The following is a 24,761-nucleotide window of genomic DNA, read 5'->3' on the forward strand; positions in this document are numbered from 1 at the left end:
ACTCACCATGAAAATCACGCGCTCAGGCGTTGTCGCCGCGGCTATCGCTGCCGCAGCCGCCGTGCCGGCCGTTTCGCATGCGGCTGACGGCACGATTACCTTCACCGGTCAGATCACTAGCCAGACCTGCACGATCAGCGGCAATGGCGGCGGCAAGAACTTCACCGTCACGCTGCCGACCGTCTCGACCTCGGCACTCGCCACCGCCGGCACGACCGCGGGCCGCACGCCGTTCAACATCGCGCTGTCGAACTGCACGCCGAATTCCGGCAACGTGTCGACCTATTTCGAGCCGGGCGCCACCGTCGACACGACGACCGGCCAGTTGATCAACGCATCGGGCACGGCGACCAACGTCGAAATCGGTCTGCTCAACGGCGACAGCAGCGTGATCACGCTCGGCGCGGCACAAGCTTCGCAAAACTCGAAGGCCGTTGCGCTGGCAAGCGGTGCAGCGACGCTCAAGTATTTCGCGCAATACGTCGCGACGAATGGCGCGTCGACCGCCGGCACGGTGAATACCACGGTGCTGTATTCGATCGTCTATCAGTAAGAAAAAAACGCTACGGGGTGGCAGCCGGCGTCTCTGGGACGCCGGCTGTCGAGGAGATCGAGGCGAGTCGCGAGTTCGCCTCCAGCGTGGTGCTTCAGATCGGGATTGCAGAATGACAATGCGAAAGAAAATATCAAAAGCGATGACGGTTTTCGCGTTGTCATGGTTGGCAGGCAGTACGCAAGCGGGCGTGGTGATCAGCGGCACGCGGGTGATCTATCAGGCGAAAGAGCGTGAAGTCACCGTGAAGCTCAGCAACGAGGGCGACGCGCCGGCACTGGTTCAGGTATGGCTCGACACGGGCAATCCGAATGCGCTGCCGGACGAGTCGAAGGTGCCGTTCACGTTGTCGCCGCCGTTGTTCCGTCTCGATCCGAAGAAAGGGCAGAGCCTGCGTTTGATATACACGCAGGAGCCATTGCCGCAAGACAAGGAGTCGTTGTTCTGGCTCAACGTGCTGGAAGTGCCACCGCGCGCAACCACGAGCACGACCGCGGACCAGCCGAATTCGCTGCAATTGGCATTTCGTTCGCGCATCAAACTCTTCTTCCGTCCGGCGGGATTGCCGGGCCATGCGGATGACGCGGCCGCACAGGTGCGCTGGAAATTCGTCCGCAAGGACAACGGCGCTTACGCGCTGGAAGCGACCAACCCGACGCCTTATCACGTGACGTTCAGCAAGATCGTCGCCACCGAAGGTTCGAGCAACTGGACGAGCGAGAAGGGCGGCATGGTCGATCCAGGCGCGAGCGCGGACTTCGACGTCGGGAGTGTGGCGCCGCTCGCCGAGGTGCCCGCGCAAGTCGATTACACCTTCCTCAACGACTACGGCGCCGGTGTCGGCGGCAAGCGTCTTCGCGACCAGATCGGCCAGTAAATCATGCGCACCCGGAAACCCTCTGCGCGACCGCGTGCCGGAACATGGTTCGCGCTCAGGCGCAGCCATGCCGTGATGCTCGGTGCGCTCGCCGCCTGGAGCACGACGCCGGCATTCGCCGACACCACGACGCTTGCCGACGTGCAGTTCAACGGCGATTTTCTGATGAAACCCAAAGGCGAGAGCGTCGACGTGTCGCGTTTCGAGCGCGGCAATCCGGTGCCGCCCGGCGAGTACACGGTGGACCTCTACGTGAACGGCAATTGGGTCGGTCACGACACGCTGCGCTTTGTCGCACGCGAAGGCGCGACGAGCGCCGCACCGTGTTTCGATAAACCGCTGATCGAACGTCTCGGTCTCGACTTTTCGGCACTGTCCGACAAGGGCCGCGGCGAACTCGCGAAAGCGCAGGCGGGTCAATGTGCGAGCGTGGCGGCGTTGGTCGACGGAGCCTCGCAATCGTTCGATCTGTCGGATTTGCGGCTCGATTTGAGCATCCCGCAAGCGGCCCTGTTGCGTAATCCGCAAGGGTACGTGAGCCCCGAGTTCTGGGACGAAGGGGTGACGTCGGCCACGCTGGGCTACAACCTGAATTCGTTTCGCGTGACCGGTTCGGGCTCGGTGGCGGCAAACACGCAGACGTATCTGGGCTTGAACGGCGGCGTCAATATCGGTAGCTGGCACTTCAGGCAGAACTCGGCGCTGACGTGGCAATCGAACGGGCCGCGCACGTATCAGAACATCGCGACCTATGTGCAGCACGATTTGCCGTCGATTCGCAGTCAGTTGACGATCGGCGATGCGTTTACCGACGGCGCCGTGTTCGACAGCATCGGCATTCGCGGCGTGGAACTCGCGAGCGACGACCGCATGCTGCCCGATTCGCTGCGCGGCTACGCGCCGCTGATTCGCGGCGTGGCCATGACCAATGCGCGCGTGAGCGTCACGCAGAACGGCAACAAGCTTTACGAAACCACGGTCGCGCCGGGGCCGTTCGAAATCAACGACCTGTACGCCACCGGCTACGGCGGCAATCTGCTCGTCACGGTCACGGAAGCGGACGGCAGCCAGCATAGTTTCTCGGTGCCGTATGCGTCGGTCGCGCAGTTACTGCGGCCGGGTATCACGCGTTTCAATGTGGCCGTGGGGCAGTTGCGCGACGCGCAGATCGGCCAGCACGACAATCTGCTGCAGGGCACCGTGCAACACGGCTTCAACAACGTCATTACCGGCTACGCGGGGACGATCGTCGCCGACGGCTATCTCGCGGGCCTACTCGGCGCGGCGGTCAACACACCGTTGGGCGCGGTCGCCGTGGACGTGACCGAAGCGCGCGCGCAGATTCGCGGCGCGACGAATACCACGGGCCAGAGCGTGCGCGTCAGCTACAGCAAGCTGGTGCCGGCCACCAATACGAATTTCACGGTCGCGGCGTATCGCTATTCGTCGAGCGGTTTCTGGGCGTTGCGCGACGCGATGCTCGCGCGCAGTCTGGTGGCCGCCGGGCAGGACCCAGACGCGGTAGACCGGCAGCGCAACCAGATTCAACTGACGATGAACCAGAGCTTCGGCAACGGCTGGGGCAACGCGTATGTGGTGGGCACGACACTCGACTACTGGAATCGCGGCGGCACCACCACGCAGTTTCAGGTCGGCTACAACAACGTGCTGCGCGCACTCGGCACCAACTTCAGCTACAACGTCTCGCTGTCCCGACAACGCGACGGCGTGACCGGACAAATGAACAATCAGATTTTCGCGAGCGTGTCGATTCCGCTCGGCACCGGCCAGCATGCGCCGACCCTGTCGACCAGCTTCACGCACAACAACCAGAGCGGTTCGTCCGAACAGGCCATGTTGAACGGTTCGGCCGGCGTGGACAACGAATTCACCTACGGCGTGACCGCGAATCATGCGCCGGGCGCGAGCACGGGCGGCGTGAACGGCCAGTATCGCAGCCCGTATGCGACGCTCGCCGGCAGCGCAAGCGGCGGCTCGGGCTACTCGCAGGTTTCGGCGGGTGTGACCGGCGCGATCGTCGCGCATCCGGGCGGCGTGACGTTCGCCAACGACCTTGGTGACACGATCGGCGTGGTCGAAGCGAAAGACGCGAAGGGCGCGCGCATCACGAACTCATCGGGCGTGCGGATCGACAACTTCGGTTATGCGGTGATTCCTTATCTGACGCCGTACAGCCTGAACACGGTCGACATCGATCCGAAGGGAATTCCGCTCGACGTCGAATTCAAGTCGACCAGTCAGCAGGTCGCGCCGCGCGCGAACTCGGTGGTGATGATCCACTTCGGTACCGTCACGGGCCGCGCGGCGGTGATCTCGGCACACTTGCCGAACGGTGCGCCGTTGCCATTCGGCGCAACGGTGTTCGACGCGAAGGGCACGAGTGTGGGTGCGATCGGCCAGAACAGCCGCCTCTTCGTGCGCGGCGTGACCGACGACGGCGCGCTCACGGTGAAGTGGGGCGACGCGGCCGACGAACAGTGCGGCTTCGGCTATCACTTGCCGCCGAAGGGTGAGGACCGCGGCGCGTACGCGCACATCGACGCGGTATGCGGGGCCATGGCAGGCGTGGCGAACGAAGCAGGCGCGGCTTCGTCCGCGGGAGGAAAGACGCAATGAACCGGTTTCTGTCACTCGGTTTGCTGAAGAAACTGCTCGGCATGCTGACGCTTTATATCGCGGGATGCCTGGTGTTGACCTTCAGTGTGCCGGCTCACGCGGCGGCGCTGCAATGCACGATCAGCGGCTCGGCCGCGATCAGTTTCGGCACGCTGACGGTGCCGCGCGATACGCCCGTTGGCACCGCGATCGGCCCGGTGCAATCGTCGACGGTCGCGGTCAACTGTCCGTCGAATCCCGGCACGGTGCCGCCGTACAACAACGGTTGGTACATTCAGTATTACCCGCAACTGACGGGTAGCCCGGTGGCCGGCGTATGGAATACCGGCATTGCGGGTATCGGCATTCGCGTGGTCGACGTGACCTACGGCAACCGGACGCTGTCGACGCTCAACGTGGGCAGCTGGAGCGACTTCGGCGCGCCGATCACCACGACCGCGGCGTTTCAGGGCAATTTCACGTTTAGCTATCAACTGGTCAAAACGGCCGCGCAGGTGACGAGCGGCGGCGCGATCAACATTCCGCAGTTGTTCACGCTGGTGAGTCACAACATTCCGTTGAACGTGACGTCGGCGGCGCTGGTGACGATTTCGGTGAACAACACCTCGATCGTGGCGACCACCTGTACGGTCACGACGCCGTCCGTCAGTGTGACTTTGCCGACCGTCAACGCCAGCGCGTTCACGTCGACCGGCACGACGGTGGGCAACACCGCGCTCAGCATCGGGCTCTCTTGCCAGGCCGGCGCGAACGTCTACGTGACCTTGACCGATGCGACCAATCCCGGCAATACCACCAGCAATCTGACGCTGGCGAGCGGGTCGACAGCGACGGGCGTGCAACTGCGTGTGTTGAACAGCGGCGGCACGGCGGTCAGCTTTGGACCCGACTCAGCGATAGCGGGCAATCCGAATCAGTGGCTGGTGGGCGCATCGGCGAGCACTACGCGGATTCCGCTGACGGCGCAGTATATTTCGACGGGGACGGTGGGGCCGGGTACGGTGAAGGGGCTGGCGACCTTTACGATGAGTTATCAGTGAGCTTGCGTGCGCTTGCCTGACGGGTAGACCGAACACACCGTTGGACTTCCGCCCCGCCTAACCCGCCAGGTCGGAAAAATGAATGCTGGCCGCCTGGCAAGCTTCGGTAAAAACCGTGTCGTAGCTGGAGAAAAACACCGTGCGAGTTTCGCCCAGCAGGGTGAACAATTCCACCAGCACCGCACGCCCGGAGGCATCGAGTCCGCCGACCGGCTCATCCGCAATCAGCACGCTGGTTTCACCCAACACCGACGCCGTGAGGAAAATCTTCTTGCGCGTGCCGAACGACATCTGCTCGAAGCGTTTGTCGAGATGCGGCGTCAGTCCGAAACGGTCCGCCAGATCCAGCGCGGTGGCACCGACCGTGGTTTTTCTCGCGGTTGCCACGTCGTTCAGATACGCGCGGCCGGTTTGATCCGGATACGTCATGCAGTCTTCCGGCACATACGTCAGCACGTTTTGAGCGGCAAGCCGCGCGCTGCGCAGCGCGTGACCACCCATCCAGACATCGCCCGAATCGGCTTCGATCGTGCCGGCCAGCACGCCGAGTAGCGTGGATTTGCCGCTGCCCGATTCGTCGTTCAACGCGACGCAGCCGGCCTGACTCTCGTAGTGCAGTCCCTGAAAAATGACGCGTTCGCCGTAGCGCTTGCTGAGGTTGTCGAATCGGAGCATGGATTAAAACGGAGTCGGAGAAGAAGGGGGCTTCGCAGCGTGTCGGGCCGCACGGTCTCTTCATGAAATCGGTGTAGCCGGCGTGGCGCAAGTTTAGCAGCGCGGGCGGACGGCACGGGCGCGTGGGTATGCGAACGCTTGCCGGCGCGGCACGGCGAATCGCTTCACGCGGTGTAAAGTTGCGCAAGGTCTGGCCGTTAAAGAAGTAAAGTTCGCCTTTGTTTTCCGCCTTCCCTGACTTTCCCGACGACTCCGTCCACCCGACCTCATGCAAATTGCTGCCGGCAAAACGGCTCCGCCATCCCGTGCCGAACTCCGGCGTATCGTCGCCGCCATCGTGATCGGCAACGGCTTCGTTGCGTACGACTTCACCGTTTATAGCTTCTCCGCCGTGATAATCGGCAATCTGTTCTTTCCGTCGCATAGCCCCGCGTCGTCGTTGTTGCTCTCGCTCGCCACCTTCGGCGCCGGCTTCGTGATGCGTCCGCTCGGCGCGATCATGATCGGCCATATTGCCGACAACCGTGGCCGCAAAGCGGGCCTCACGGTCTCGCTCACGCTTATGACGCTCGGCACGTGGCTGATCGCCTGCCTGCCGGACTATGCGTCGATCGGGCCCGCCGCGACTGTGCTGATGGTCCTCGCACGGTTGATGCAGGGGCTCGCGGCGGGCGGCGAGATCGGTCCCGCGTCGGCTTCGCTGATGGAATCGGCCGCTTACCGCCAGCGTTGTTTCATGGTGAGCTGGCGCGGCGCGAGCCAGGGCGCGGCCGCCTTCGCCGCCGCGCTGGTCGGCGCGAGCGCCACGATGCTGCTGTCGCCCGCGGAAATGCACGCGTGGGGCTGGCGCATTCCGTTCGTGCTGGGCGGCCTGATCGGCCCGGTCGGCTGGTATCTGCGCCGCCGCATGCCGGCGGCCGCGCCGCAGAAACGCGCGCGGCTCTCGCCGGCGCGTATGTTCGCCGAGCATCCGCGTGCGCTGGTCTGCGGGCTGCTGATGATGGCCGCGCCTTCGGTGGGGATTTACCTTACCGTGTTTTACATGCCGGCCTACCTGGTCCGAACACTGCAGCGGCCGCCGGCGATCAGCCTGTGGACCGCCTGCCTGTCCGGCCTCGTGATTCTCGTGGTGACGCCGCTCTTTGCGCGTGCAGCCGACCGGCTCGCGAGCCGCAAGACGCTGCAATACGCGTCGCTTGCGGCGTCGCTCGTTCTGGCGTGGCCGGCGTTCTGGGCACTGACCCACGGCGCGGCCAATCTGGTTGCGCTGGCAATCATCACGACTTACGTCGCGCTGGCCGTTAACAATGCCGGCCCCAGTTCGGTGCTGATGATGGAAGCGCTGCCTGTGCACAGGCGCGCGGCCGGGCTAGCGGTGATTTACAGCTTTGGCGTGGTGCTGTTCGGCGGATTTTCGCCGTTCATCGTCACCTGGCTGATCAACCGGACCGGCGATCCGATGGTGCCCGCGTGGTATCTGATGGCGGCGACGCTGCTGACGCTGGCCGCGTTGAAGGGCTTTCCCGAGCCGGCGACGCGCGGCGCGTGCAGCGCCTGCCCGTCGCAACCGTCGGCCTGATGGCCGGTGAACGGATGAACGCTACGCCGCGTTGCGCAGTTGCAGGTCCAGCGCGCGCAGGCGCATGTCCTGCGGACTCATGTCGAAGGCGCGGCGAAACGCGCGGGTAAAGTCGGACGCGCTCTGAAAACCGAGCCCGTAAGCGATTTCCGCGATCTGAAGGCCCGGAAAACGGACTAGTTCGTCCGCCGCCTCGCGCAACCGCCGGTTGCGGATCACTGCGCCTAACCCGCCTTCGTGCTCGAACCAGCGATAAATCGTTGCGCGTTTCAATTGCAGCGCCTGAACCACGCTGGTGGGCGTGAGCTCGCTCTGGTGCAGGTTTTTGTCGATGTAGCGGCGCACTTGTGCCATTACCGCGGTCTGCAGCGCGGCGCGGCTCGCGCCGGTCAACCGGGCGTGCTTGCCGAACGCGGCCACCAGCAACTGGCCGCCGGCCTGCAAGGCTTCGATCGCGCCGGCAGGGTCGAGCGTGGGTATTTCGCGGGCGAGCGCCGTCATATGGTCGAGTACGAGGCCGGTCAGCGGCGAGCCCTGTTCGACGATGCGGCCGTGAATGGCCGGGCCGTCCAGCTCCTGATCGACGAGCGCGGCCGGCACGAACAGGCTCAGCAGGCGCGACGCCGGGCGGTCGGCGCGAAACGGCTGGTTCAGGTCGAACGCCACGATGCCTTGTACCGAGCCCGTGGCACTGCGTTTCTTCTGCATGCCGGTGACGTGGCCGACTTCGCCCTCCACGAACAGTTGAAACACGTAATCGCGTCGTGTGTCGGTAGAGACGCGGGCGACCGAGCGCTCCAACTGCATCGAATCGGTGCGGCAGTCGGTAAACACCATGCCGCCGACCGCATACAGATCGATTTCGCCGCGAAATCCGCGGCCAATCTGTTCTTTCGACGGCGGCGCGTCGACCACGTGCCCCACCCGCTCGCGCCACGCCAACGCCTGCTTCTGCGTGGCGACGCCGCGCGTGCTGAAACGGCTCGTGGAAATCGACGAGCGCGAATCGGCTGCGGCGGCCGCGGCCAGATGCGGGGGCAAGGAGCGCTGATTCATGAATAGCTTGCTGCGAACGGGAAAAGCATTTCCGGCGGGGAGACGGCGGCGAGCACGTATTTTTGCACACCGTCGGCCAAAACTGAGACGTATGGTAAAGCGTGTCAAAAATTTTGCTTTATCGTCACATGATTAGATGCAGATCGTTTTCGCTGATGGCGCGGCAGATTGATCGACCGTTGCCCCGTGCTGGAACCGCAGCTGCGCGTGAAGAAAGCGCCGTCCGCCATACGCGGCGCAATGGGCGCGAGGTCCATGCTTTGCCGGCTGGCATTTCACGGGGAACGAAAGATGAGCGGCACGAACAGGCAATCCTCCGCGCAACGCGGCGGTCTGCGTCCGTCCAGTTTGGTGGACAGCCAATTGCAGCATCTTGAGAACGTGGTGGAGTTTGTGACGCGTGGGGACGCGTCCGGCGCGCAGCACACGCTCGACCACGAGTACTGGGAAAAGCGCATTCGTGCGCTGGAAGAAACCCACGAGTTGATTAACAGCCAGCGGCAGCGCATCACGAAGCTGCTTGCGCGGCTGGTGACTGAGGCGCAGGTGGGCCGGCAAAACCGGTCGGCCGCCTGAGCTACGAAATAACAGAGTCGCAAAGACCGGGGGCAGTAGCTGTGTAGTAGGGGACCAAACGATGCTCACGGGCATCGGTAGTACAAGTCGAGGAACCTGAGAGAAAGTGGCGATGATGCGAACGGGCCCAAAGAGGCCCGTCGCACATCGACCCCATCATTCGCCCATCGTGGCACCGTGCCCCAATAAATAAAAAATCCACGCGTGCAGTAATTTCGACCGCTTTTAAATAGGGCGCGGACTAATAGTAAGTATCCAGAATACGCGCTAAATTTAGCGCTGATAAACTGTGCGCCGGAGCAGGACGCCGGGCCTTGACAGGCGCCGTTCGCTCCCCGAAATCCGGCCGCCTGAAATCGCCGGATAGACGGTAGAAACAGGCTTTTTCCCCGATTTTGAACGCGTGCCGACACGGCATACTAGCCCGTGTCCGAAGCGCAAAAAGGGACGCATGATTGGTTGTCCTGTCTTCCATTCATGCACGGTGTCGTATCGATCGATTCCCCTCGCCAACCTCTACCCACCTGATTTTGGCCAGTATCAGGGCTCGCCTGAGCCCGTTTTTGGAAGTGACTCATGAAGCCGGGAAAGAACTCGCTTGAGAAAAAACGCGCACGCAGAACCGCCATGGCGATCGGCGCGGCGTTGATCGTGGCATTGCTCGCGTTCAGTGTGTGGCATTTTCAGCAGCGCACCGCGCAGGCCGTGCCGGCGCTGACAGGCGTCGCGAAACAGATGCGACAGGACCCGTCCGCATGGGCTCACGAAGAGAAAGACGCTTCGCAAATGCTGCGCGATGTTCGCGATGGCAACGTCGCGGCGGTCGGCGTGAGTCCGAGTGCGATTCTGGTGTCGAGGCGCGACGGGGCGAAGTATTTCGTCACCGACCACAACGCGACTTTCTCGCACGCGCTGCTGCTCGGTGAGCCCAGCTCGAATCAGGCCGCCGCGTATCAACTCGTCTGGCTACCCGACGCGGACATTCGCACGGGGGCGTCGCGCTGGATTCCGGTTTTCGATCAGGTGCGCGACGCCATTAGTCTGCTGCTGCCGTTGCTGCTGATCGGCGGCATGGTGTGGTTCATGCGCCGCGAAATGCGCGGCGGCGCTTCGCTGCTGAACAAGGCGCCCACGCTGCGCTTCGACGACGTGATCGGCGCCGGCGAAGCGAAGGCGGCGCTCGCCGATATTCGCGGCTACCTGTCCGACCCGAAGCAGTTCACGTCGATGGGCGTGCGCGCGCCGTGCGGCATTCTGATGGTAGGCGGCCCGGGCGTTGGCAAGACGCGGCTCGCGCAGGCGCTGGCCGGCGAATGCGGCGCGAGTTTTATCTCGATCACGGGCAGTTATTTCAGTGCGAAGTACTATGGCGTCGGCATTCAGAAGGTCAAGCATCTGTTCGAACTGGCGCGCAAGAATGCGCCCACGGTGATCTTCATCGACGAAGCCGACGGTCTCGCCAAACGCACCGATACCGGCGGCGGTCCGGTCGAAGCGGAGAGCAACCGCATCATCAATCAACTGCTGGCGGAGATGGACGGCTTCGCGTCGAACGAAGGCGTCATCATCGTTGCGGCGACCAATCACCCCGACAATCTCGACGAAGCGTTGCGCCGGCCGGGCCGTTTCGACCGCACCGTGCAGGTCCGTTTGCCGGATCGCGAAGACCGCGCGAAGATTTTCCGCTTCTACGCGGAGCGGCTGAAATCGAAGTCCGCCGACATCGACTACGACCAACTCGCGCGACTCACTACCGGCCTGTCGCCGGCCACGGTCGCGATGGTGGTGAACCAGGCGGGGCTGGTCGCGCGCAAAGCCGGCGACGTCGAAATCGCGTCGAAGCATTTCATGGAAGCGATCAAGATTGCCCGTATCGGCGACGTGAGCGGCGCCGAGCGCGCGTTGAGCGAAGACGAACGCACGCGCATTGCCGTGCATGAGGCGGGGCATGGCCTGGTCGCCGCGCTGCTCGGCACCGGCGTGCTGGAAGAGGTCACGATTCTGCCGCGCGGCGGCGCGTTGGGCGTCGCGCTGATCACCAAGGCGCAAGACAAGCATCTGTATCGCGAGACCGAGATTCGCAATGAAATCCAGGTGTTGCTCGGCGGCCGCAACGCTGAAATTTTGAGGTTTTCCGAAGCATCGAGCGGGGCCGCGTCGGACTTGCAGGAGGCCTCGCGCATCAGTCTCGACATGGTGTCGAAGTTCGGCTTCAACCGCGATGGCGATCTGTTCAGCCTCGCGGCGCTGCCGTCGCAGTACGCGGGCCTGCAAATGAAGAGCGCGATCGAACACGCGAACGTGCTGCTCAAGGAATTGAACGAGTTGTGCTTTGGGCTATTGCACGCGTATGAACCCGTGCTGCGTGCTATCGCCGACGAATTGCTGGAACAGGAGACCGTTCCCGGAGAGACAGTTTACCGGCTGATCCGGGAACACAAAAGCACGCTCAAAATCGTGCATGAGCCGGCTGCGGCTTAACCGGTCTCTACTTTTCAGGCGAAGTCGGACGGACCCGGCGATGGCACGCCAGCGGGCGTGTCGGTTTCACCTAACGGGTTGCCGTCGTCGTCACCATCGCCTTTGGCTGGCGGAGGCGTTTCACCCTTTGGCGGCAGTGGCTGATCGAGGCCGGGCTCGACGGGCGTGGGAATGGCGTCGCCGATTGGCTTGGAGATTTCCGTAGGCGGGCTGCCGGGGTCTTCATCGGCCCGGCGTTCGGGCTCGTTCGGAAATTGGGTCAGGTTGGTCACGACGACTCTCCTGCTGGTAAGGGCAATACCCATTAGTCAGCAAGGCGTGTACCAGACACATTCGTCTAACCAACCCGCGCGGTTCGAAGCCGGATATAAAAACAGCCTATAAAACGCCGGATTTCCAGATCATCTGCGCGGCGGCTGCCACCACGAACACCAGCACCAGCGCTCGGAACGCCGTGGGCGGCAGCCGGTCGCGCAACGGCCGCACCAGCAGCATGCCCACGATTACCGGCACGCTCGCGCACGCCGAGATAAGCAGATCGGTCCAACTGGCATGTGCGCCGCCGCTCAACGCGAGCACCAGCGTGATGATCGACACCACCAGAATGATCGCGATCTGCTTGGTGAACACTTTCCCCGTGGCGCCCGTGGCGATCAGATACATCGCCAGCAAAGGGCCCGGCACCGACGCAATGCTCTCCATCAAAGCCGCACCGAAACCCAGCACGAACCCGGCGGGCTTCGCCCACCGCGGCGACAGCGTCAAACGCGGCGTAGCCAGCAGCAACAGCGCGGCGATCATCAGAAACGCGCCCGCGGCCGCCTGCGCGCGATGCGGCGCCAGCGAAATCAGCACGGTTACGCCGACGATATTGCCGATCACCGTGCCGACCAGCGGCGCCGCGATGCGCCGCACCGTGGGCAGCAGATTGCCGCCTTCCAGCGCCTGCGGGATATTGCCGAGAATGATCGGCATCGACAGCAGCAGCACCGCGCTTTTGATAGGCAGAAAGTGGCTGAGAATCGGCATCGCGACGAGCGGCACGCCGATGCTGACCACGCCCTTGACCATGCCGCCCAGCAATAGCGCGACGACGATACCCAGCAACGTGTAGAAGTCTAGCGCCTGCAGGCTCGGACCGAGCACGCCGTCGGCGAAATTGAAATGGAACATCGTTGAGATCCGCGAGCCGGCCGCGCGCAGACGATCACAGGATGTCGCGCGGGCAGTGGCGTGTTGTTATCGGTCGGCCGGTTCAATGCCCGCGGATCGCGCAAGAGAGGAAGCAGCCGTTCAGTGAGGCCGCATGATACCGCGCCGTTGCTCGCGTCGCTTGCAAGTGAAACGTAAGCCAGGCTTGCGTCAAATGGCGTCTGAAGCGGTGTTGGTGTCGCGGCTTTGATCGCGTGATTCGTCGCTTCGAGCCCGCTCGCGACGGGTTGCCGAAGCGACCGGCGTTTGCGGCGAAGTCGAAACCGTGCCCGCTTCAATCGGCTTCACCTCAAGCCGGGTCTTCAACCGAAGAATCGGCGCTTCGATCCAGCGCCACGACAACATGGCCATGACGATCGAAATCGCGAACGACGCCACGATACCGATCGCGTGCGCCCACAACGGCACCGAGCCGCCGAACAGCGCGGCCGCGTGACGGTTGCGGGTCAGGTCGGGGATCAGATTGTGATAGAGATAGAAGCCGTAGCTGATGCGTCCGAGCCCTGCTAGCCAGCCGGTTTCGAGTAAGCCGATCACTACCGCATTGCGGCAGCACGCCACCGAACACACCAGCGCCGCGATACAAACGCCGTACCACGCGCTGATCGCGGTGAAGAGAAGCGGATTATCCAACTGAGTCCACCTCGGCTCGCTCGCGCACAAGCCCACTAGTGCAAGACTCAAACCGAACAACGTCGCGCCGTGTCCGAGCCAGGCGCGCAATGCGCTCTGCTTCCGCGCAATCGTCAAGCCGCCGATTCCACCCAACGCCAGCAGCCAGAAATTGGTCAACGGATGCGTGTAAATGGTGATTTCCTGCCAATGCGCGGCACGCATGACCAGCAATGCGACAAGACCCACCGCGACGATCACCCAGCACACCACGCGATGCCGGCGCGCGGCCAGCAGTAGTAAAAGCGGCGCGAACACGAGATAAAACTGCTCTTCGATCGCGAGACTCCACAAGTGCGAGTAACGCCCGGGCCAGAAATGCAGCACCGAACCGATCCAGATATTCGACAGATAGGCAAAGTGATACGGCATGCCGCTCGCGAGTTCCGGACTCGCGATCCCGAACGCCATCAGCACGCTCATCACCACGAGCATCAGGTAGTAGATCGGAAAGATGCGCAGCGTCCGGCGAAACAGAAAGCGCCTGAGCTCGGCGCCGAAACGGCCGCCGCCGGCTTCGATCCGCGTGCGTTGCGCCGACAGAATGCCGATGATCAGAAAGCCACTGAGCGCGAAAAAAATCCATACGCCCAGATGACCGATCTCGCCGGCGTCGCCGAATAGTCGGTGCTGAAAAAATACCATCAGGACTGCAATCGCTCGCAGTCCGTCGAAGCCGGCAATCCGGTTGTTCATGTGATTGTCTTCCAGAGCGAAGGCGGCGCGCGCAACGCAGCCGGACTGGGCGGTAACGGAAGGTAGTCCATCGTACGATGAAAAAAACCGAAAAAAATCGCACGGCCTATTCGATGATTTATTTTTCGCGCGGATTACCGATTGCTTTTGCGAACCACGCCTGAAGCCGCAAAACTTGCCGCGAACTGAATTCACGACATCTCTGCATTACCGCATGCCAACAGCGGCATTTCAGATCGCCACTTTGCGCGCTGCGATTAAAGGCCACTTGTCAGCGCGCGGGAGATTGGCGCACGACATGGGTGGGAACGTTTTATTGTCATGGGGTTCCTACGAACAACAGCGGCGGCCGGCCGTCTGTCATTACGCGCCGCTTGCGCGTGTCATTCTGAGAGAAGCCGAATGGAAAACCGTCACGGGCGTTCCGAAGGCAGTCCGCATGGCGGACGTTCGATCGAAGTGGACTTCTTTCGCGGCGTCGTGCTGATCGTCATCGTGCTGGATCACATTCCGGGCAGCACGTTGTCGCATCTGATGTTGCACGCGTACGCACTGTGCGATTCCGCCGAAGTGTTCGTGTTTCTCGGCGGCTATGCGTCGGCGGCGGCGTACACGGCGGTGCTCGCCGGCCGTGGCGAAAGCGCGGCGAAGCTGCGCTTCGTCAAACGGTGCTGGGAGATCTACCGGGCCTATCTGCTGACGGCGGTGTTGACGCTGGTGTCCGGCGCGCTTCTCGCGCTGCTGCATCTGAATCCGCCGATGGTCGACCTGACCGGCTGGGCGCCGTTCTCGGCGCAGCCGCTGCACACAGCGTTCGATATCGCGGTGCTGCGGCGTCAGCCGTATCTGTCGAGTGTGCTGCCCATGTACGTGATTTTCGCGCTATGCGTGCCGTTCGCGGTGCCGCTCGCGCGCCGTTCGTGGTGGCTGGCGCTTGCCCTAAGCGTGGCGATCTGGGCGTTTGCGCGGCCGCTGGCCGCGTTTTTCAGCATTGACGACATGGCCGACTGGGCCTTTAATCCGTTTGCCTGGCAACTGATGTTCGTGCTCGGTATTCTGTGCCGGGTGCAGCCGATCAGCGAGCGCTTTCACACCAGCCGCACCTCGCGCTGGCTGACCCGGTTCGCCGTGATCGCGGTGCTGACATTCGCCGTGGTTAAACTATTCGTGCTGACGCAACCCTTGCCCGGCGCACTTAAACAGAATCTCTCTCCTGACCGCGTGATCAATTTCATCGTTATCGCCTGGCTCGCCGCGCAGTTCGTGCGCATGGGCAGTATCGCGTGGCTCGCGCAGCGGTTGCCTGCCGTCGTGACGGTCGGCCGCACCGGGCTGGTGTGTTTCGTCGCGGGCACGCTGGTGTCGCTGATCGTCGATACGGCCACGCCGCACACGTTCCATGGTTTTCGCGGCGTGCTGATCGGGCTGGGCGGCGACCTGGTCGCGATCGGCGCGCTGCTGATGATCGCGCGCGGCTGGCATGGCTGGAAGCGCCAGCCGCAGCGCGCGGCCGCCAATGGCGCGGGCTGCGGATGATGGCGTGGCGGCGCCGGTTGAGTCGAGCGCGTGATCGGCGTCTGGCCGCTGCGGTCTCGGTCGGTGCCGCCGCGTTTTGGCTGGGTGCCCAGCCGGCGCTCGCCGCGCCCAAGGAAGCCCCGCTCGCCATGCGCTGCGCCGAACTCGCGGGCGCGGTGCTGCCGCCTGAACTGATCGCGTTGCCGACGGCCGGCGTGCTGATCGAAAGCGCGAACATGGTGGGCGCCACCGCACCCGGTAATCAGCAGGGCGGCGAGTATTGCCGTATCACCGGCCGTATCAAGGCGCTCAAAGCCACCACACCCGATATCCGTTTCGATCTGAATTTGCCGCGCCGCTGGAACGGCCGCGCGTTGCAGATTGGTGGCGGCGGATATAACGGGGTGGTGGTGAGCGGCACCGGCGTGATGCCGTTTTCACCGGATCGTGCGCCGCTCGCGCAAGGCTATGCGACCTTCGGCGACGACTCGGGGCATGTGGGCGATTCGTCGCTCGCGGTGTTTGGTCTGGTCGACGAGGCGGTGACGAATTTCGGCTACGCGCACCTGAAGAAAACCCACGACACGGCGCTCGCCTTGATTGCGCGCGCGTACGGCCGGCCGCCGCAGCGCATGTACTTTGCCGGCGGCTCGACCGGCGGGCGTGAAGGCTACACCGTGATGCAGCGCTATCCCGACGACTACGACGGCGTGATCGCCAATTCGCCCGCGCTCAATTTTTCCGGCGTGCGTCTGCTCGGCCTGAAGCTCGGCCAGGCCGAATATGCGACGCCAGGCGGCTTCATTCCGCCGTTGCTGCTGGAGCATGTCTATCAACGGACGCTGGCCGTTTGCGACAAGCTCGACGGCGTGGTGGACGGCATTGTCAGCGACGTCGCCGCGTGCCGCGAGCACGAGGCGGAGATCATCGCGTCATTACGCTGCGAGGGGCACACGCCGGTGCACGACGAATGCCTCACCGACCCGCAGCTCGCCACCTTGCTGGTGATGCGCGACGGACTCTCGTTGCCGTACAAGCTGGCGTGGGACGTTGGCGGCTATCGCGGCTACAACCTCTTTCAGGGTACACACCTGACGGGCATGCTGGGCCTCGCGCATCAATCGGAGCGCCTGCCGGTGCCCACGTTCTTCGCCAACGGCTATCTGTTCGCGCAGGGCGACGGCTATATCCGCTATTTCGTCGCGCATGACGCGGAGTTCGACTCGCTCAGATTCGATCCGCAGCATCCGGGGAAATATCGCGCGCAACTGGTTGCGTTGTCACAGACCATCGGCTCGATGAATCCCGATCTGTCGCGCTACATTGCGCACGGCGGCAAGCTCATCACGCTGCAAGGTCTCGCCGACGAAGTCATCAGCCCGAACCAGACCATCGCGTATTACGAGGCGCTGAATGAGCGCTTCGGCAACGATCAGGTGAACAGTTTCATGCGGCTCTACATGGTGCCGGGTTTTCAGCACGGCAGCGGCGTGTTCATTCCGTCGGTGGATCTGCTGGGCGCGCTCGACGCCTGGGTGACGCGCGGCGTGGCGCCCGAAACCTTGACCGCGACCGATATCGCACCGGCCACCAACGGACGCTCGCGGCCGTTGTGCCGATACCCGCTGTTTCCTCGCTATGTGGGCAAGGGGAGTATCAATCTCGCCAGCAGCTTTGTGTGCTCGGAACCGTGAAGTGATGCCGGGTCGTAGTGCTTGCGTTTGCAACGGTTGGTAGAGGGTTTGAAGGGTTTGCAATTACCACCTGCACCCTACGCACCCCACACGCCATGTGAACAGAGCGGCAGCGCCCTTAATGAGCGCCACGAACGCCACCGCCCCCTTCCGCAGATCAAATCAGAAACGCGACGCAAGCCACGCATCACTGACCGTTCTGCATCGTCCCGCCGTTGACGCCATTGCCGCGAATACCGTTATTCGTTCCGTTGTTCATATTCGCCCCGTTGTTCATGCCGCCCTTCGAACCGTTCATCGGCGCGCTATTCGGCGACGCTCCCGTGCCGGTGCCCATGCCGCCACCGGTGCCGGTCACGCCCGGCGAACCGTAGCCCGAACTACCCGGGTTCTTCATCGAATTCGGACCGACACCCGGCGTAGCCGTGCCGCCTGCGCCGCCCGTCGTGCCGCCGCCGGCGCCGATGCCGTTACCGCCTCCGTTGCCACCACCGGCTCCCGCACCCGCGCCGCCGGCCTGTGCGTAAACCCCACCCGAGAGCGCCATCACGAGCGCCGATGCAAAAATCGCCTTGGTCATGTGTTTCATGGTCCACCTCCATCACAGTCGGTTAATGTCACGCGAGCGATGTCGCTCGCATGATGAATCTCGCGCAAGCGGTGTGCCTTGGCGACGCCGATCTTTGCGCATGAGGCGTTCCCGGCGACGTCTGCAAGAGTGGGTGCAAAGGTAGTTATCCCAAGCAATGACGACCGGACAGGGCGGCACGAAAAAGGAGGCGATCTGTACCGGGCAAAACCCAGATCAACCCAGGCAAACGTTTGCCTTGCGGCGCAGCCAGTGCGTCCAGGCCGACGCTCGACAGGTGTCGCCGCGACGTTCAGAGAAGGCAATAGTTACCTTATTTTTCCAAGATATTTGGACCGCTGAAGTAAAAGAATCCGATTCAGATCAAGGCACGTGATCGGTCCACTTGCACATCGGGTAGAAGGTGCCGATGAATCGCGGTAGCGGCACTGTTAGGGCGCTAAGACACATGCTAGAGTCCAATTCGCCTACCGGCAGCATCAGTGATTGCCACCAGAAAATACGCGGACCGGCCCGTCGCGCCGTCCGCTGAAAACGACTAGGGATATCCGTATGGAAACGCTTGGCGGAACGCGTCTCGCCCAACTCTTCAACGATCGGCAAACCGAGTTGCTGGGCGAGTGGATCGCTCAGCAATACGCTATCGCGTCGCGCCGCGGTGGCGTTGCCGAAGCGCAATTGCGCAATCAGTTCGTCCAGTTTGTCGCGTTGACCTGCGCAGCGCTGGGCGCTTCCGATCGTGTCGAATTCAAAACGCCTTTGTGGGACGAGGTCCGCGGTTTCCTGGCCGAAGTATCCACGCAGCGCGCGCGGCAAGGATTCACGCCGGTCGAAACGGCCATGTTCGTGTTCTCGCTGAAAGAGCCGCTTTTTTCGCGCCTGCGCGTGGAACTGCTGAACGATCCCGCCAAGCTGGCGGAACTCACGTGGACCGTCAGTACCTTGCTGGATGCCCTCGGCCTGTACACCACCGAGGTCTACCAGACGAGCCGCGAACAGGTGATCGTGCGCCAGCAGCAGGAACTGCTCGAACTGTCCACGCCGGTCGTGCAACTGTGGGACGGCATTCTCGCGCTGCCGCTGATCGGCACGCTGGATTCGGCGCGCACCCAGGTGGTGATGGAAAGCCTGCTGCAGAAAATCGTCGAAACGGGCGCGGCGATCGCGATCATCGACATTACCGGCGTGCCGATCGTCGACACGCTCGTCGCCCAGCATCTGCTCAAGACCGTGGCGGCCGCGCGGCTGATGGGCGCGGACTGCATCATTAGCGGCATCCGGCCGCAGATCGCGCAAACCATTGTTCATCTGGGCGTCAATCTGTCGAACGTGATCACCAAGGCCACGCTCGCCGACGCCTTCGTGATCGCATTGCAGCGCAGCGGCAAGTCGTTGCAGGTCGGCGCGTCACGCACCGAGGGCCCCGGCGCTGCGCCGGTCAACCCGTTTGCCGGCGTTTGACGCCGGTTCCCGCGCACATTAACCGGACCCGGCGATGGAACGCATTCCGATTTTGCGGATGGGCAAGTTTCTGCTCGTCACGATTCAGGTAGACATGCACGACCGTCTGGCCATGACCTTGCAGGACGATCTGACCAGCCGCATCGTGAAAGACCGTGCAAAAGGCGTGCTGATCGATATTTCGTCGCTCGACGTGGTGGACTCGTTCATCGGACGGATGATCGGCGACACCGCCGCGATGGCACGCGTGCTCGACGCGCAAACCGTGGTGGTCGGCATGCAGCCGTCCGTCGCGATCACGCTGGTCGAACTCGGGCTCGCGTTGCCCGGCGTGCGCACCGCGCTGAACGTCGAGAAGGGCATGGCGTTGCTAACCGGGTCGGACACGTTTTGAACGCGTTTGCCGGCGGACCTTCCGATACCGCGCCACTATCCTCCATGACGAGCCCTTCTTCGCTGCCAGGCGCTCAGGCGCCGTACGAGGTCCTGCCGATCCGCTCGGACGAGCAGATCGTACGGCTGCGTCGTCAGGTGCGCGAGAAGGCGGTGGCACTCGGTATGTCGCTCATCGATCAGACGAAATTCGTCACCGCGGCGAGCGAGCTTGCTCGCAATACCCTCACGTACGGCGGCGGCGGTGACGTACACTTTTATCAGGTTCAACAGAACAGCCGTAGCGGCCTGCGACTCGAGTTTATCGACCACGGGCCGGGTATCGCGGACATCCCGAGAGCATTGACCGACGGCTTCACCAGCGGCAATGGTCTAGGTCTGGGTCTCGGCGGCGCGAAGAGGCTGTGCGACGAGTTCGAGATCCGCTCGTCGCCAGGCGAGGGTACTCACATTTCGATTACTAAATGGAAGCCGTTCTAAACCGGTCGAGCGCCACCCAGCAGCGCTTCGAAATTGGCGATCCAAGCCAGGTCTCGTTCGCGCGGCGCGGCATCAGCGAAATCGCACAAGCCGTGGGCTGCGGCGAAACGATTGTCGGCCGGCTGGCGATCATCGTGACCGAGTGCGCCACCAATCAGCTCAAACACGCGCAGCGCGGCGAATTGCTGGTGCGCGCGCTCAGCGAAGTCGTGCCGCCCGGCTCGGGCCTGGCATCACGTTACGGCGTCGAGTTGCTGGCGATCGACAACGGTCCGGGCATTCATGACCTGCACGCCTGTTTCGTCGACGGTTATACGACGGCCGGCAGTCCCGGCAACGGCATGGGTGCGATCCAGCGGCTTGCCGACCAGCTCGATATCTGGAGCGCACCGGCTCGCGGCACGATTTTGCGCGCCGTGGTGTGGGCGGAAAGCGGGGCTTCGGCGGCGGGTTCAGTGGGCGCAAGAGACCCGAGCCATACCCGCGACACGGGCGCCCCCAGCGACTCCGCGCCGATCGAATTCGGCGCGATCAATCTGCCTCTTCAGGGCGAGTGGGTGTGCGGCGACGCGTGGTCATGCGGCTACGCGGACGGCGAATTCTCCGTGATGATCGCCGACGGACTTGGCCACGGTGAATTAGCCAATACCGCTGCGATTGCCGCGACCGATACCTTCGCCCAGCTCGGACCGTCGAGCCTCGAACAGATCGTCGAAGCCTCGCACGAAGCGTTGCGCGCCACGCGCGGCGCGGCGCTCGGCGTCGCGCGGATTCCCGCCGGCGGCGTCGCGCAGGGCGCGCCCGCGACGGCACGCTTTTGCGGCATCGGCAATATCGCCGCGAGCGTCTGGACGCCGCAAGGTCATCGCCATCTGGTGTCGCACGCGGGCATTGTCGGCCATCAGATGCACAAGGCGCAGGCCTTCCAGGTCGACTGGCCGCATGGCGCATTACTGATCCTGCACTCCGACGGTCTGGCCACGCGCTGGGATCTGAGTCCGTATCCCGGCCTGGCGCTACGTCATCCGGCGTTGATCGCGGCGGTGCTCTATCGCGACTTTGCGCGCGGCCGCGACGATATCACCGTGGTCGTCGCACGCGCCCGGCACAGCGAGCCCCTGTGATGATTGAACCGCTTCATATCGCCGTGATCGACAGTGAGCTTGCGGTGGTCGCCGCGCGGCGCAGCGCGCGCGAACTCAGCGAGGCGCTCGGTTTCGCGGTACAGGACCAGACGCGGATCGCGACCTCCGTGCTCGAAGTCGCGCGCGCCGTGCTGGGCGCTACGCGCGCGGGGCGCGTCGAGTTTCTGTTCGAAACCGCCGGGCGTTCGCATAGCCTGCTGATCCGTTTCGTTGCGCCCGCAACGGGCGTGGACCGGCTCACCGGGCGTTCGTCGAGCGCAGCCGGTGAACGCGCCGCGCAAGAACCGGCCGCCACCGTCGACGCATTGGGAGTCCTGGCCGCCCAACGTTTGATGGACGTCTGCACGTTCGACAATGCCGCGGGCGACGCCGTCATCACGCTGACGAAGCATCTGCCGGAGCAGGCGGCGCGGGTCGCGAGCGCGGCAGCGGTCGCGGCCGCCGCCGCGCTTGCCGCCACGCCGGCAGCGAGCGCGCAGGCTCCGTTCGACGAAGTGCAGCGGCAGAACCGCGAACTGGTGGACGCGCTCGGCGACCTGCAGGAACGGCAGGACGAACTGGTGCGGCTCACGCGCGAGCTCGAGGACACCAATCGCGGCGTCGTCGCGCTGTACGCCGAACTGGACGAGCGCGCCGTCCATTTGCGCCGTGCCGACGAAGCGAAATCGCGCTTCCTGTCGAACATGAGCCACGAGTTTCGTTCGCCGCTGTATTCGATCCGGGCGCTCTCCAAACTGCTGATGGACCGGGTAGACGGCGAGCTGACCGAGGAGCAGGTCAAACAGGTGCGCTTTATCCGCAAGGCCGCGGAGGAGTTGTCGGAAACCGTCGACGACCTGCTCGACATCGCCAAGATCGAGGCCGGCAAAATCGAATTGCGGCCCGCCGAATTCGAAGTCGCCAATCTGTTTTCGGCGTTGCGCGGCATGCTGCGCCCCTTGCTGCCGGCCAGCGGCGTCGATCTGCTGTTCGACCCGTGCGACGACATCCCGCCGGTCTACACCGACGAAGGCAAGGTTTCGCAGATTCTGCGCAACTTCATATCCAATGCATTAAAGTTCACCGAACGGGGCGAAGTGCGGGTCCACGCGCGATACGACGACGCGGACCGCCGCCTGATCTTCTCGGTGAGCGATACCGGCATCGGCATTGCGCCCCAGCACCGTCAAAGCGTCTTCGAAGAATTCGAGCAGGTGGAGAATCAGTTGCAGACCCAGGTGAAAGGCACCGGGCTTGGACTGCCGCTTTGCGACAAGCTGTGCAAGCTGCTGGGCGGCACGGTCGGGCTCGAGAGCGAACTGGGCAAGGGCTCCACGTTCACGGCGACGATCCCGGCCTTTCTTCCGTATCTCGCGGCCGCACCGCAGGCCGCAACCGCACCAGTGGATGCAGGTAACGCGAGCGGCCCGGCCTACACGAGCGACATGAACGCCAGACCACACGGACACGATTTCTCATGACCGACTCGAGCGCAAGCCTGATTCTGAACGTCGACGACAACGAGGGCGCGCGTTACGCGAAAACGCGCATTCTGGCGCGTGCCGGGTTTGTGGTGATCGAAGCCGGCAACGGCACGGACGCGATCGAGCAGACCCGCATCGCCCAGCCCGACCTCGTGCTGCTCGACGTCAAACTGCCCGACATCAACGGCTTCGAGGTGTGCCGGCGCATCAAGGCCGCGCCGGAAACGTCCAGTGTTCTCGTGCTGCAGACCTCGGCCGCCGCGGTGCGGAGCATGGATAAAGTGCGCGGTCTCGACGGCGGCGCGGACAGCTATCTGATCGAACCGATCGAGCCGGCCGAACTGATCGCGCAAGTGCGCGCGCTGTTGCGGGTGCGTCGCGCGGAAGGCGCCTTGCGCGAAAGCGAAGAACGCTTTCGCCAGATGGCGGAAAACATCGACGACGTGTTCTGGATGCTCGATCCGGCCACCGCGCGTTTGCTCTATGTGAGCCCGGCCTATCGTCGCCTGTGGGGTGACGCGGCCCAGGAGCCGACGCCCGGCGCGAGCCACTGGGCAGGCCATATTCATCCCGAGGATCAGGTGCAGGTCGAGGCCGCCTACCGTGCGCTCGCCACTGGCGTGCCGTATGAGATCGAGTACCGCATCGTGCGGCCGGACGGCGAGACCCGTTGGGCGGCGGAACGCGGCTTTCCGGTGCGCGACGCGGGCGAGCGGATTTACCGCCTGGCCGGCATCGTCAACGATATTTCGGAGCGCAAGGCCAACGAAATGGTGTTGCGCGACGCCGATCGCCGTAAGGACGAATTCCTCGCCATGCTCGCGCACGAACTGCGCAACCCGTTGGCGCCGATTCGCAACGCGATCGAATTGCTCGATCCGAGTCGTTCACCCTCGCTGCAGAATTTCGATGCGATGCGTGCGGTGATCGGGCGTCAGGTCAAACATCTGAGCCGGCTGGTCGACGATCTGCTCGACGTGGCGCGCATCACGCAGGGCAAGATCACGCTGCGCCAGGAAATCGTGGAACTTGCCGCCGCGATCGAGGCGGCGATCGAGACCGCGCAACCGTCGCTCACCCGAAAAGACCATACCCTCAGAACCGATCTGCCCGACGAGCCGCTTTTCATTGTCGGCGACGGCGTGCGCCTCGCCCAGGTGCTCGGCAACATTCTCTCCAACGCGGCGAAGTACACCCCGCAAGGCGGCGAGATCCTGATCGAGGTTCGCGAGTTGCAGGACGACGTGAAGATCAGTGTGCGCGACAACGGCGTCGGCATGGCGGTCGACACCATTCCGCACATCTTCGACCTGTTCGTGCAATCGCAAAGTTCGCTCGAACGGTCCGACGGCGGACTCGGGGTCGGCTTGCCGCTGGCTCGCACGCTGGTCGAGTTGCACTGTGGACAAATCGAAGCGTTTTCAGCGGGGGCGGGACAGGGCAGCGAGTTCGTCGTGCGTCTGCCGCTGACCCGGCTCGCGCGTCCCGACCAGCCGCTCGCCGCGCCTTCCTCGGGCGCGTCGCGAGACGCGGGTCCGGCGTTGCGTTTGCTGCTGGTGGACGATAGCGTCGACGCGGCGCTGGCCATGTCGCTGGTGCTCGAATCGGACGGCTACGAAGTCCGCGTGGCGCACGAAGCGACGGGTGCGCTCGAGATTGCCGCGCAGTTCGAGCCTGAAATCGTGCTGCTCGATCTGGGCCTGCCCGGCATGGACGGCTTCCAGCTCGCGCGGGAAATGCGTGCGAGCCCGGCCACGGCCACGGCGTTGCTGATCGCGGTAACCGGCTACGGCCAGGCTGCCGACCGCCAGCGTTCGCACGAAGCCGGCTTCGATCACCATCTGGTCAAGCCGGTGTCCTCCGAGGAAATCCAGCAGGCGATCACCGCCCGCTTCCCCGGCGGGCGGCGCGACGCGTAGACGCCGCGCCGTGGCGGTCTGCTGCAAGCATCGCCACTTTCCATTACA

General features: G+C 63.7%; 21 protein-coding genes. 15 read left to right on the top strand and 6 right to left on the bottom strand.

Going from position 1 to position 24,761, the window contains the following annotated elements:
* Positions 1 to 7: 7 nt before the first annotated feature.
* The 4 genes from FA94_RS23320 to FA94_RS23335 all read left to right on the top strand — a co-directional run bounded on the left by FA94_RS23320 (position 8) and on the right by FA94_RS23335 (position 5,107).
* Positions 8 to 553, top strand: a complete 546-nt coding sequence (locus FA94_RS23320) for a fimbrial protein (protein WP_035555690.1) — start codon at positions 8 to 10, stop codon at positions 551 to 553.
* A 118-nt stretch (positions 554 to 671) separates the two neighbouring features.
* A complete protein-coding gene (locus FA94_RS23325) occupies positions 672 to 1,430 on the top strand; it encodes a fimbrial biogenesis chaperone (protein ID WP_035555694.1) in 759 nt (252 codons plus the stop codon).
* A gap of 75 nt (positions 1,431 to 1,505) precedes the next feature.
* Positions 1,506 to 4,067, top strand: coding sequence for a fimbria/pilus outer membrane usher protein (locus FA94_RS23330; protein ID WP_231585132.1), 2,562 nt, complete (start codon positions 1,506 to 1,508; stop codon positions 4,065 to 4,067).
* Positions 4,064 to 5,107: a fimbrial protein gene (locus FA94_RS23335; RefSeq protein WP_051980679.1), complete on the top strand. Its 1,044-nt coding sequence runs from the start codon at positions 4,064 to 4,066 to the stop codon at positions 5,105 to 5,107. The genes FA94_RS23330 and FA94_RS23335 overlap by 4 nt, the downstream gene beginning before the upstream one ends.
* 57 nt (positions 5,108 to 5,164) lie before the next feature.
* On the opposite strand, the gene FA94_RS23340 is transcribed toward FA94_RS23335, so the two are convergent.
* Positions 5,165 to 5,782: an ABC transporter ATP-binding protein gene (locus FA94_RS23340; RefSeq protein ID WP_035555697.1), complete on the bottom strand. Its 618-nt coding sequence runs from the start codon at positions 5,780 to 5,782 to the stop codon at positions 5,165 to 5,167.
* Positions 5,783 to 6,050: 268 nt separating this feature from the next.
* Here FA94_RS23340 and FA94_RS23345 point away from each other — a divergent pair, with 268 nt between their 5' ends.
* The gene (locus FA94_RS23345; protein WP_051980680.1) at positions 6,051 to 7,361 is read left to right on the top strand and encodes an MFS transporter; all 1,311 of its coding nucleotides are present in this window, start codon (positions 6,051 to 6,053) and stop codon (positions 7,359 to 7,361) included.
* Between the two features lie 21 nt (positions 7,362 to 7,382).
* On the opposite strand, the gene FA94_RS23350 is transcribed toward FA94_RS23345, so the two are convergent.
* Positions 7,383 to 8,417 (bottom strand): helix-turn-helix domain-containing protein, encoded by a 1,035-nt coding sequence (locus tag FA94_RS23350; protein WP_035555699.1) that lies wholly within the window; start codon positions 8,415 to 8,417, stop codon positions 7,383 to 7,385.
* A gap of 186 nt (positions 8,418 to 8,603) precedes the next feature.
* On the opposite strand from FA94_RS23350, the gene FA94_RS23355 reads away from it, so the two are divergent.
* Together FA94_RS23355 and FA94_RS23360 are read left to right on the top strand one after the other, a co-directional pair.
* Complete coding sequence (locus FA94_RS23355; protein ID WP_231585013.1) at positions 8,604 to 8,993, top strand: hypothetical protein; 390 nt, start codon at positions 8,604 to 8,606, stop codon at positions 8,991 to 8,993.
* A gap of 576 nt (positions 8,994 to 9,569) precedes the next feature.
* On the top strand, positions 9,570 to 11,474 hold the full coding sequence (locus tag FA94_RS23360) for an AAA family ATPase (protein WP_035555703.1): 1,905 nt from the start codon (positions 9,570 to 9,572) through the stop codon (positions 11,472 to 11,474).
* 14 nt (positions 11,475 to 11,488) lie between these two features.
* Here the strand turns inward: FA94_RS23360 and FA94_RS23365 are convergent, their stop codons facing one another.
* The 3 genes from FA94_RS23365 to FA94_RS23375 form a co-directional block, all read right to left on the bottom strand.
* Positions 11,489 to 11,746, bottom strand: coding sequence for a hypothetical protein (locus tag FA94_RS23365; protein WP_035555705.1), 258 nt, complete (start codon positions 11,744 to 11,746; stop codon positions 11,489 to 11,491).
* 106 nt (positions 11,747 to 11,852) lie between these two features.
* Positions 11,853 to 12,647 carry a sulfite exporter TauE/SafE family protein gene (locus tag FA94_RS23370; RefSeq protein ID WP_035555707.1) on the bottom strand — a complete coding sequence of 265 codons (795 nt, stop codon included), beginning with the start codon at positions 12,645 to 12,647 and terminating at the stop codon, positions 11,853 to 11,855.
* Between the two features lie 189 nt (positions 12,648 to 12,836).
* Positions 12,837 to 14,054: an acyltransferase family protein gene (locus FA94_RS23375; RefSeq protein ID WP_081936069.1), complete on the bottom strand. Its 1,218-nt coding sequence runs from the start codon at positions 14,052 to 14,054 to the stop codon at positions 12,837 to 12,839.
* A 402-nt stretch (positions 14,055 to 14,456) separates the two neighbouring features.
* On the opposite strand from FA94_RS23375, the gene FA94_RS23380 reads away from it, so the two are divergent.
* The gene (locus FA94_RS23380; RefSeq protein WP_035555710.1) at positions 14,457 to 15,590 is read left to right on the top strand and encodes an OpgC domain-containing protein; all 1,134 of its coding nucleotides are present in this window, start codon (positions 14,457 to 14,459) and stop codon (positions 15,588 to 15,590) included.
* Between the two features lie 41 nt (positions 15,591 to 15,631).
* Positions 15,632 to 17,263 (top strand): tannase/feruloyl esterase family alpha/beta hydrolase, encoded by a 1,632-nt coding sequence (locus tag FA94_RS23385; RefSeq protein ID WP_408304420.1) that lies wholly within the window; start codon positions 15,632 to 15,634, stop codon positions 17,261 to 17,263.
* Between the two features lie 187 nt (positions 17,264 to 17,450).
* Here FA94_RS23385 and FA94_RS39225 read toward each other — a convergent pair whose 3' ends face one another.
* Positions 17,451 to 17,852, bottom strand: a complete 402-nt coding sequence (locus FA94_RS39225) for a hypothetical protein (protein ID WP_035555713.1) — start codon at positions 17,850 to 17,852, stop codon at positions 17,451 to 17,453.
* A 552-nt stretch (positions 17,853 to 18,404) separates the two neighbouring features.
* Here FA94_RS39225 and FA94_RS23395 point away from each other — a divergent pair.
* Genes FA94_RS23395 through FA94_RS23420 form a run of 6 tightly spaced genes read left to right on the top strand, consistent with a single transcriptional unit; the run spans position 18,405 to position 24,713 of the window.
* Positions 18,405 to 19,313, top strand: coding sequence for an STAS domain-containing protein (locus tag FA94_RS23395; RefSeq protein WP_051980682.1), 909 nt, complete (start codon positions 18,405 to 18,407; stop codon positions 19,311 to 19,313).
* 34 nt (positions 19,314 to 19,347) lie between these two features.
* The gene (locus FA94_RS23400) at positions 19,348 to 19,707 is read left to right on the top strand and encodes an STAS domain-containing protein (RefSeq protein ID WP_035555716.1); all 360 of its coding nucleotides are present in this window, start codon (positions 19,348 to 19,350) and stop codon (positions 19,705 to 19,707) included.
* Between the two features lie 44 nt (positions 19,708 to 19,751).
* Positions 19,752 to 20,186: an anti-sigma regulatory factor gene (locus FA94_RS23405; protein ID WP_051980683.1), complete on the top strand. Its 435-nt coding sequence runs from the start codon at positions 19,752 to 19,754 to the stop codon at positions 20,184 to 20,186.
* Entirely contained in the window at positions 20,171 to 21,310 is a 1,140-nt protein-coding gene (locus FA94_RS23410) for an ATP-binding protein (protein WP_035555720.1), read from the top strand. The genes FA94_RS23405 and FA94_RS23410 overlap by 16 nt, the downstream gene beginning before the upstream one ends.
* Positions 21,310 to 22,791 (top strand): sensor histidine kinase, encoded by a 1,482-nt coding sequence (locus tag FA94_RS23415; RefSeq protein WP_051980684.1) that lies wholly within the window; start codon positions 21,310 to 21,312, stop codon positions 22,789 to 22,791. The genes FA94_RS23410 and FA94_RS23415 overlap by 1 nt, the downstream gene beginning before the upstream one ends.
* A complete protein-coding gene (locus FA94_RS23420; protein WP_035555723.1) occupies positions 22,788 to 24,713 on the top strand; it encodes a hybrid sensor histidine kinase/response regulator in 1,926 nt (641 codons plus the stop codon). Before FA94_RS23415 ends, FA94_RS23420 begins: the two co-directional genes overlap by 4 nt.
* The last annotated feature ends 48 nt before the right edge of the window (positions 24,714 to 24,761 follow it).

The sequence above is a fragment of the Burkholderia sp. 9120 genome (genome assembly GCF_000745015.1).
Taxonomy (GTDB): domain Bacteria; phylum Pseudomonadota; class Gammaproteobacteria; order Burkholderiales; family Burkholderiaceae; genus Paraburkholderia.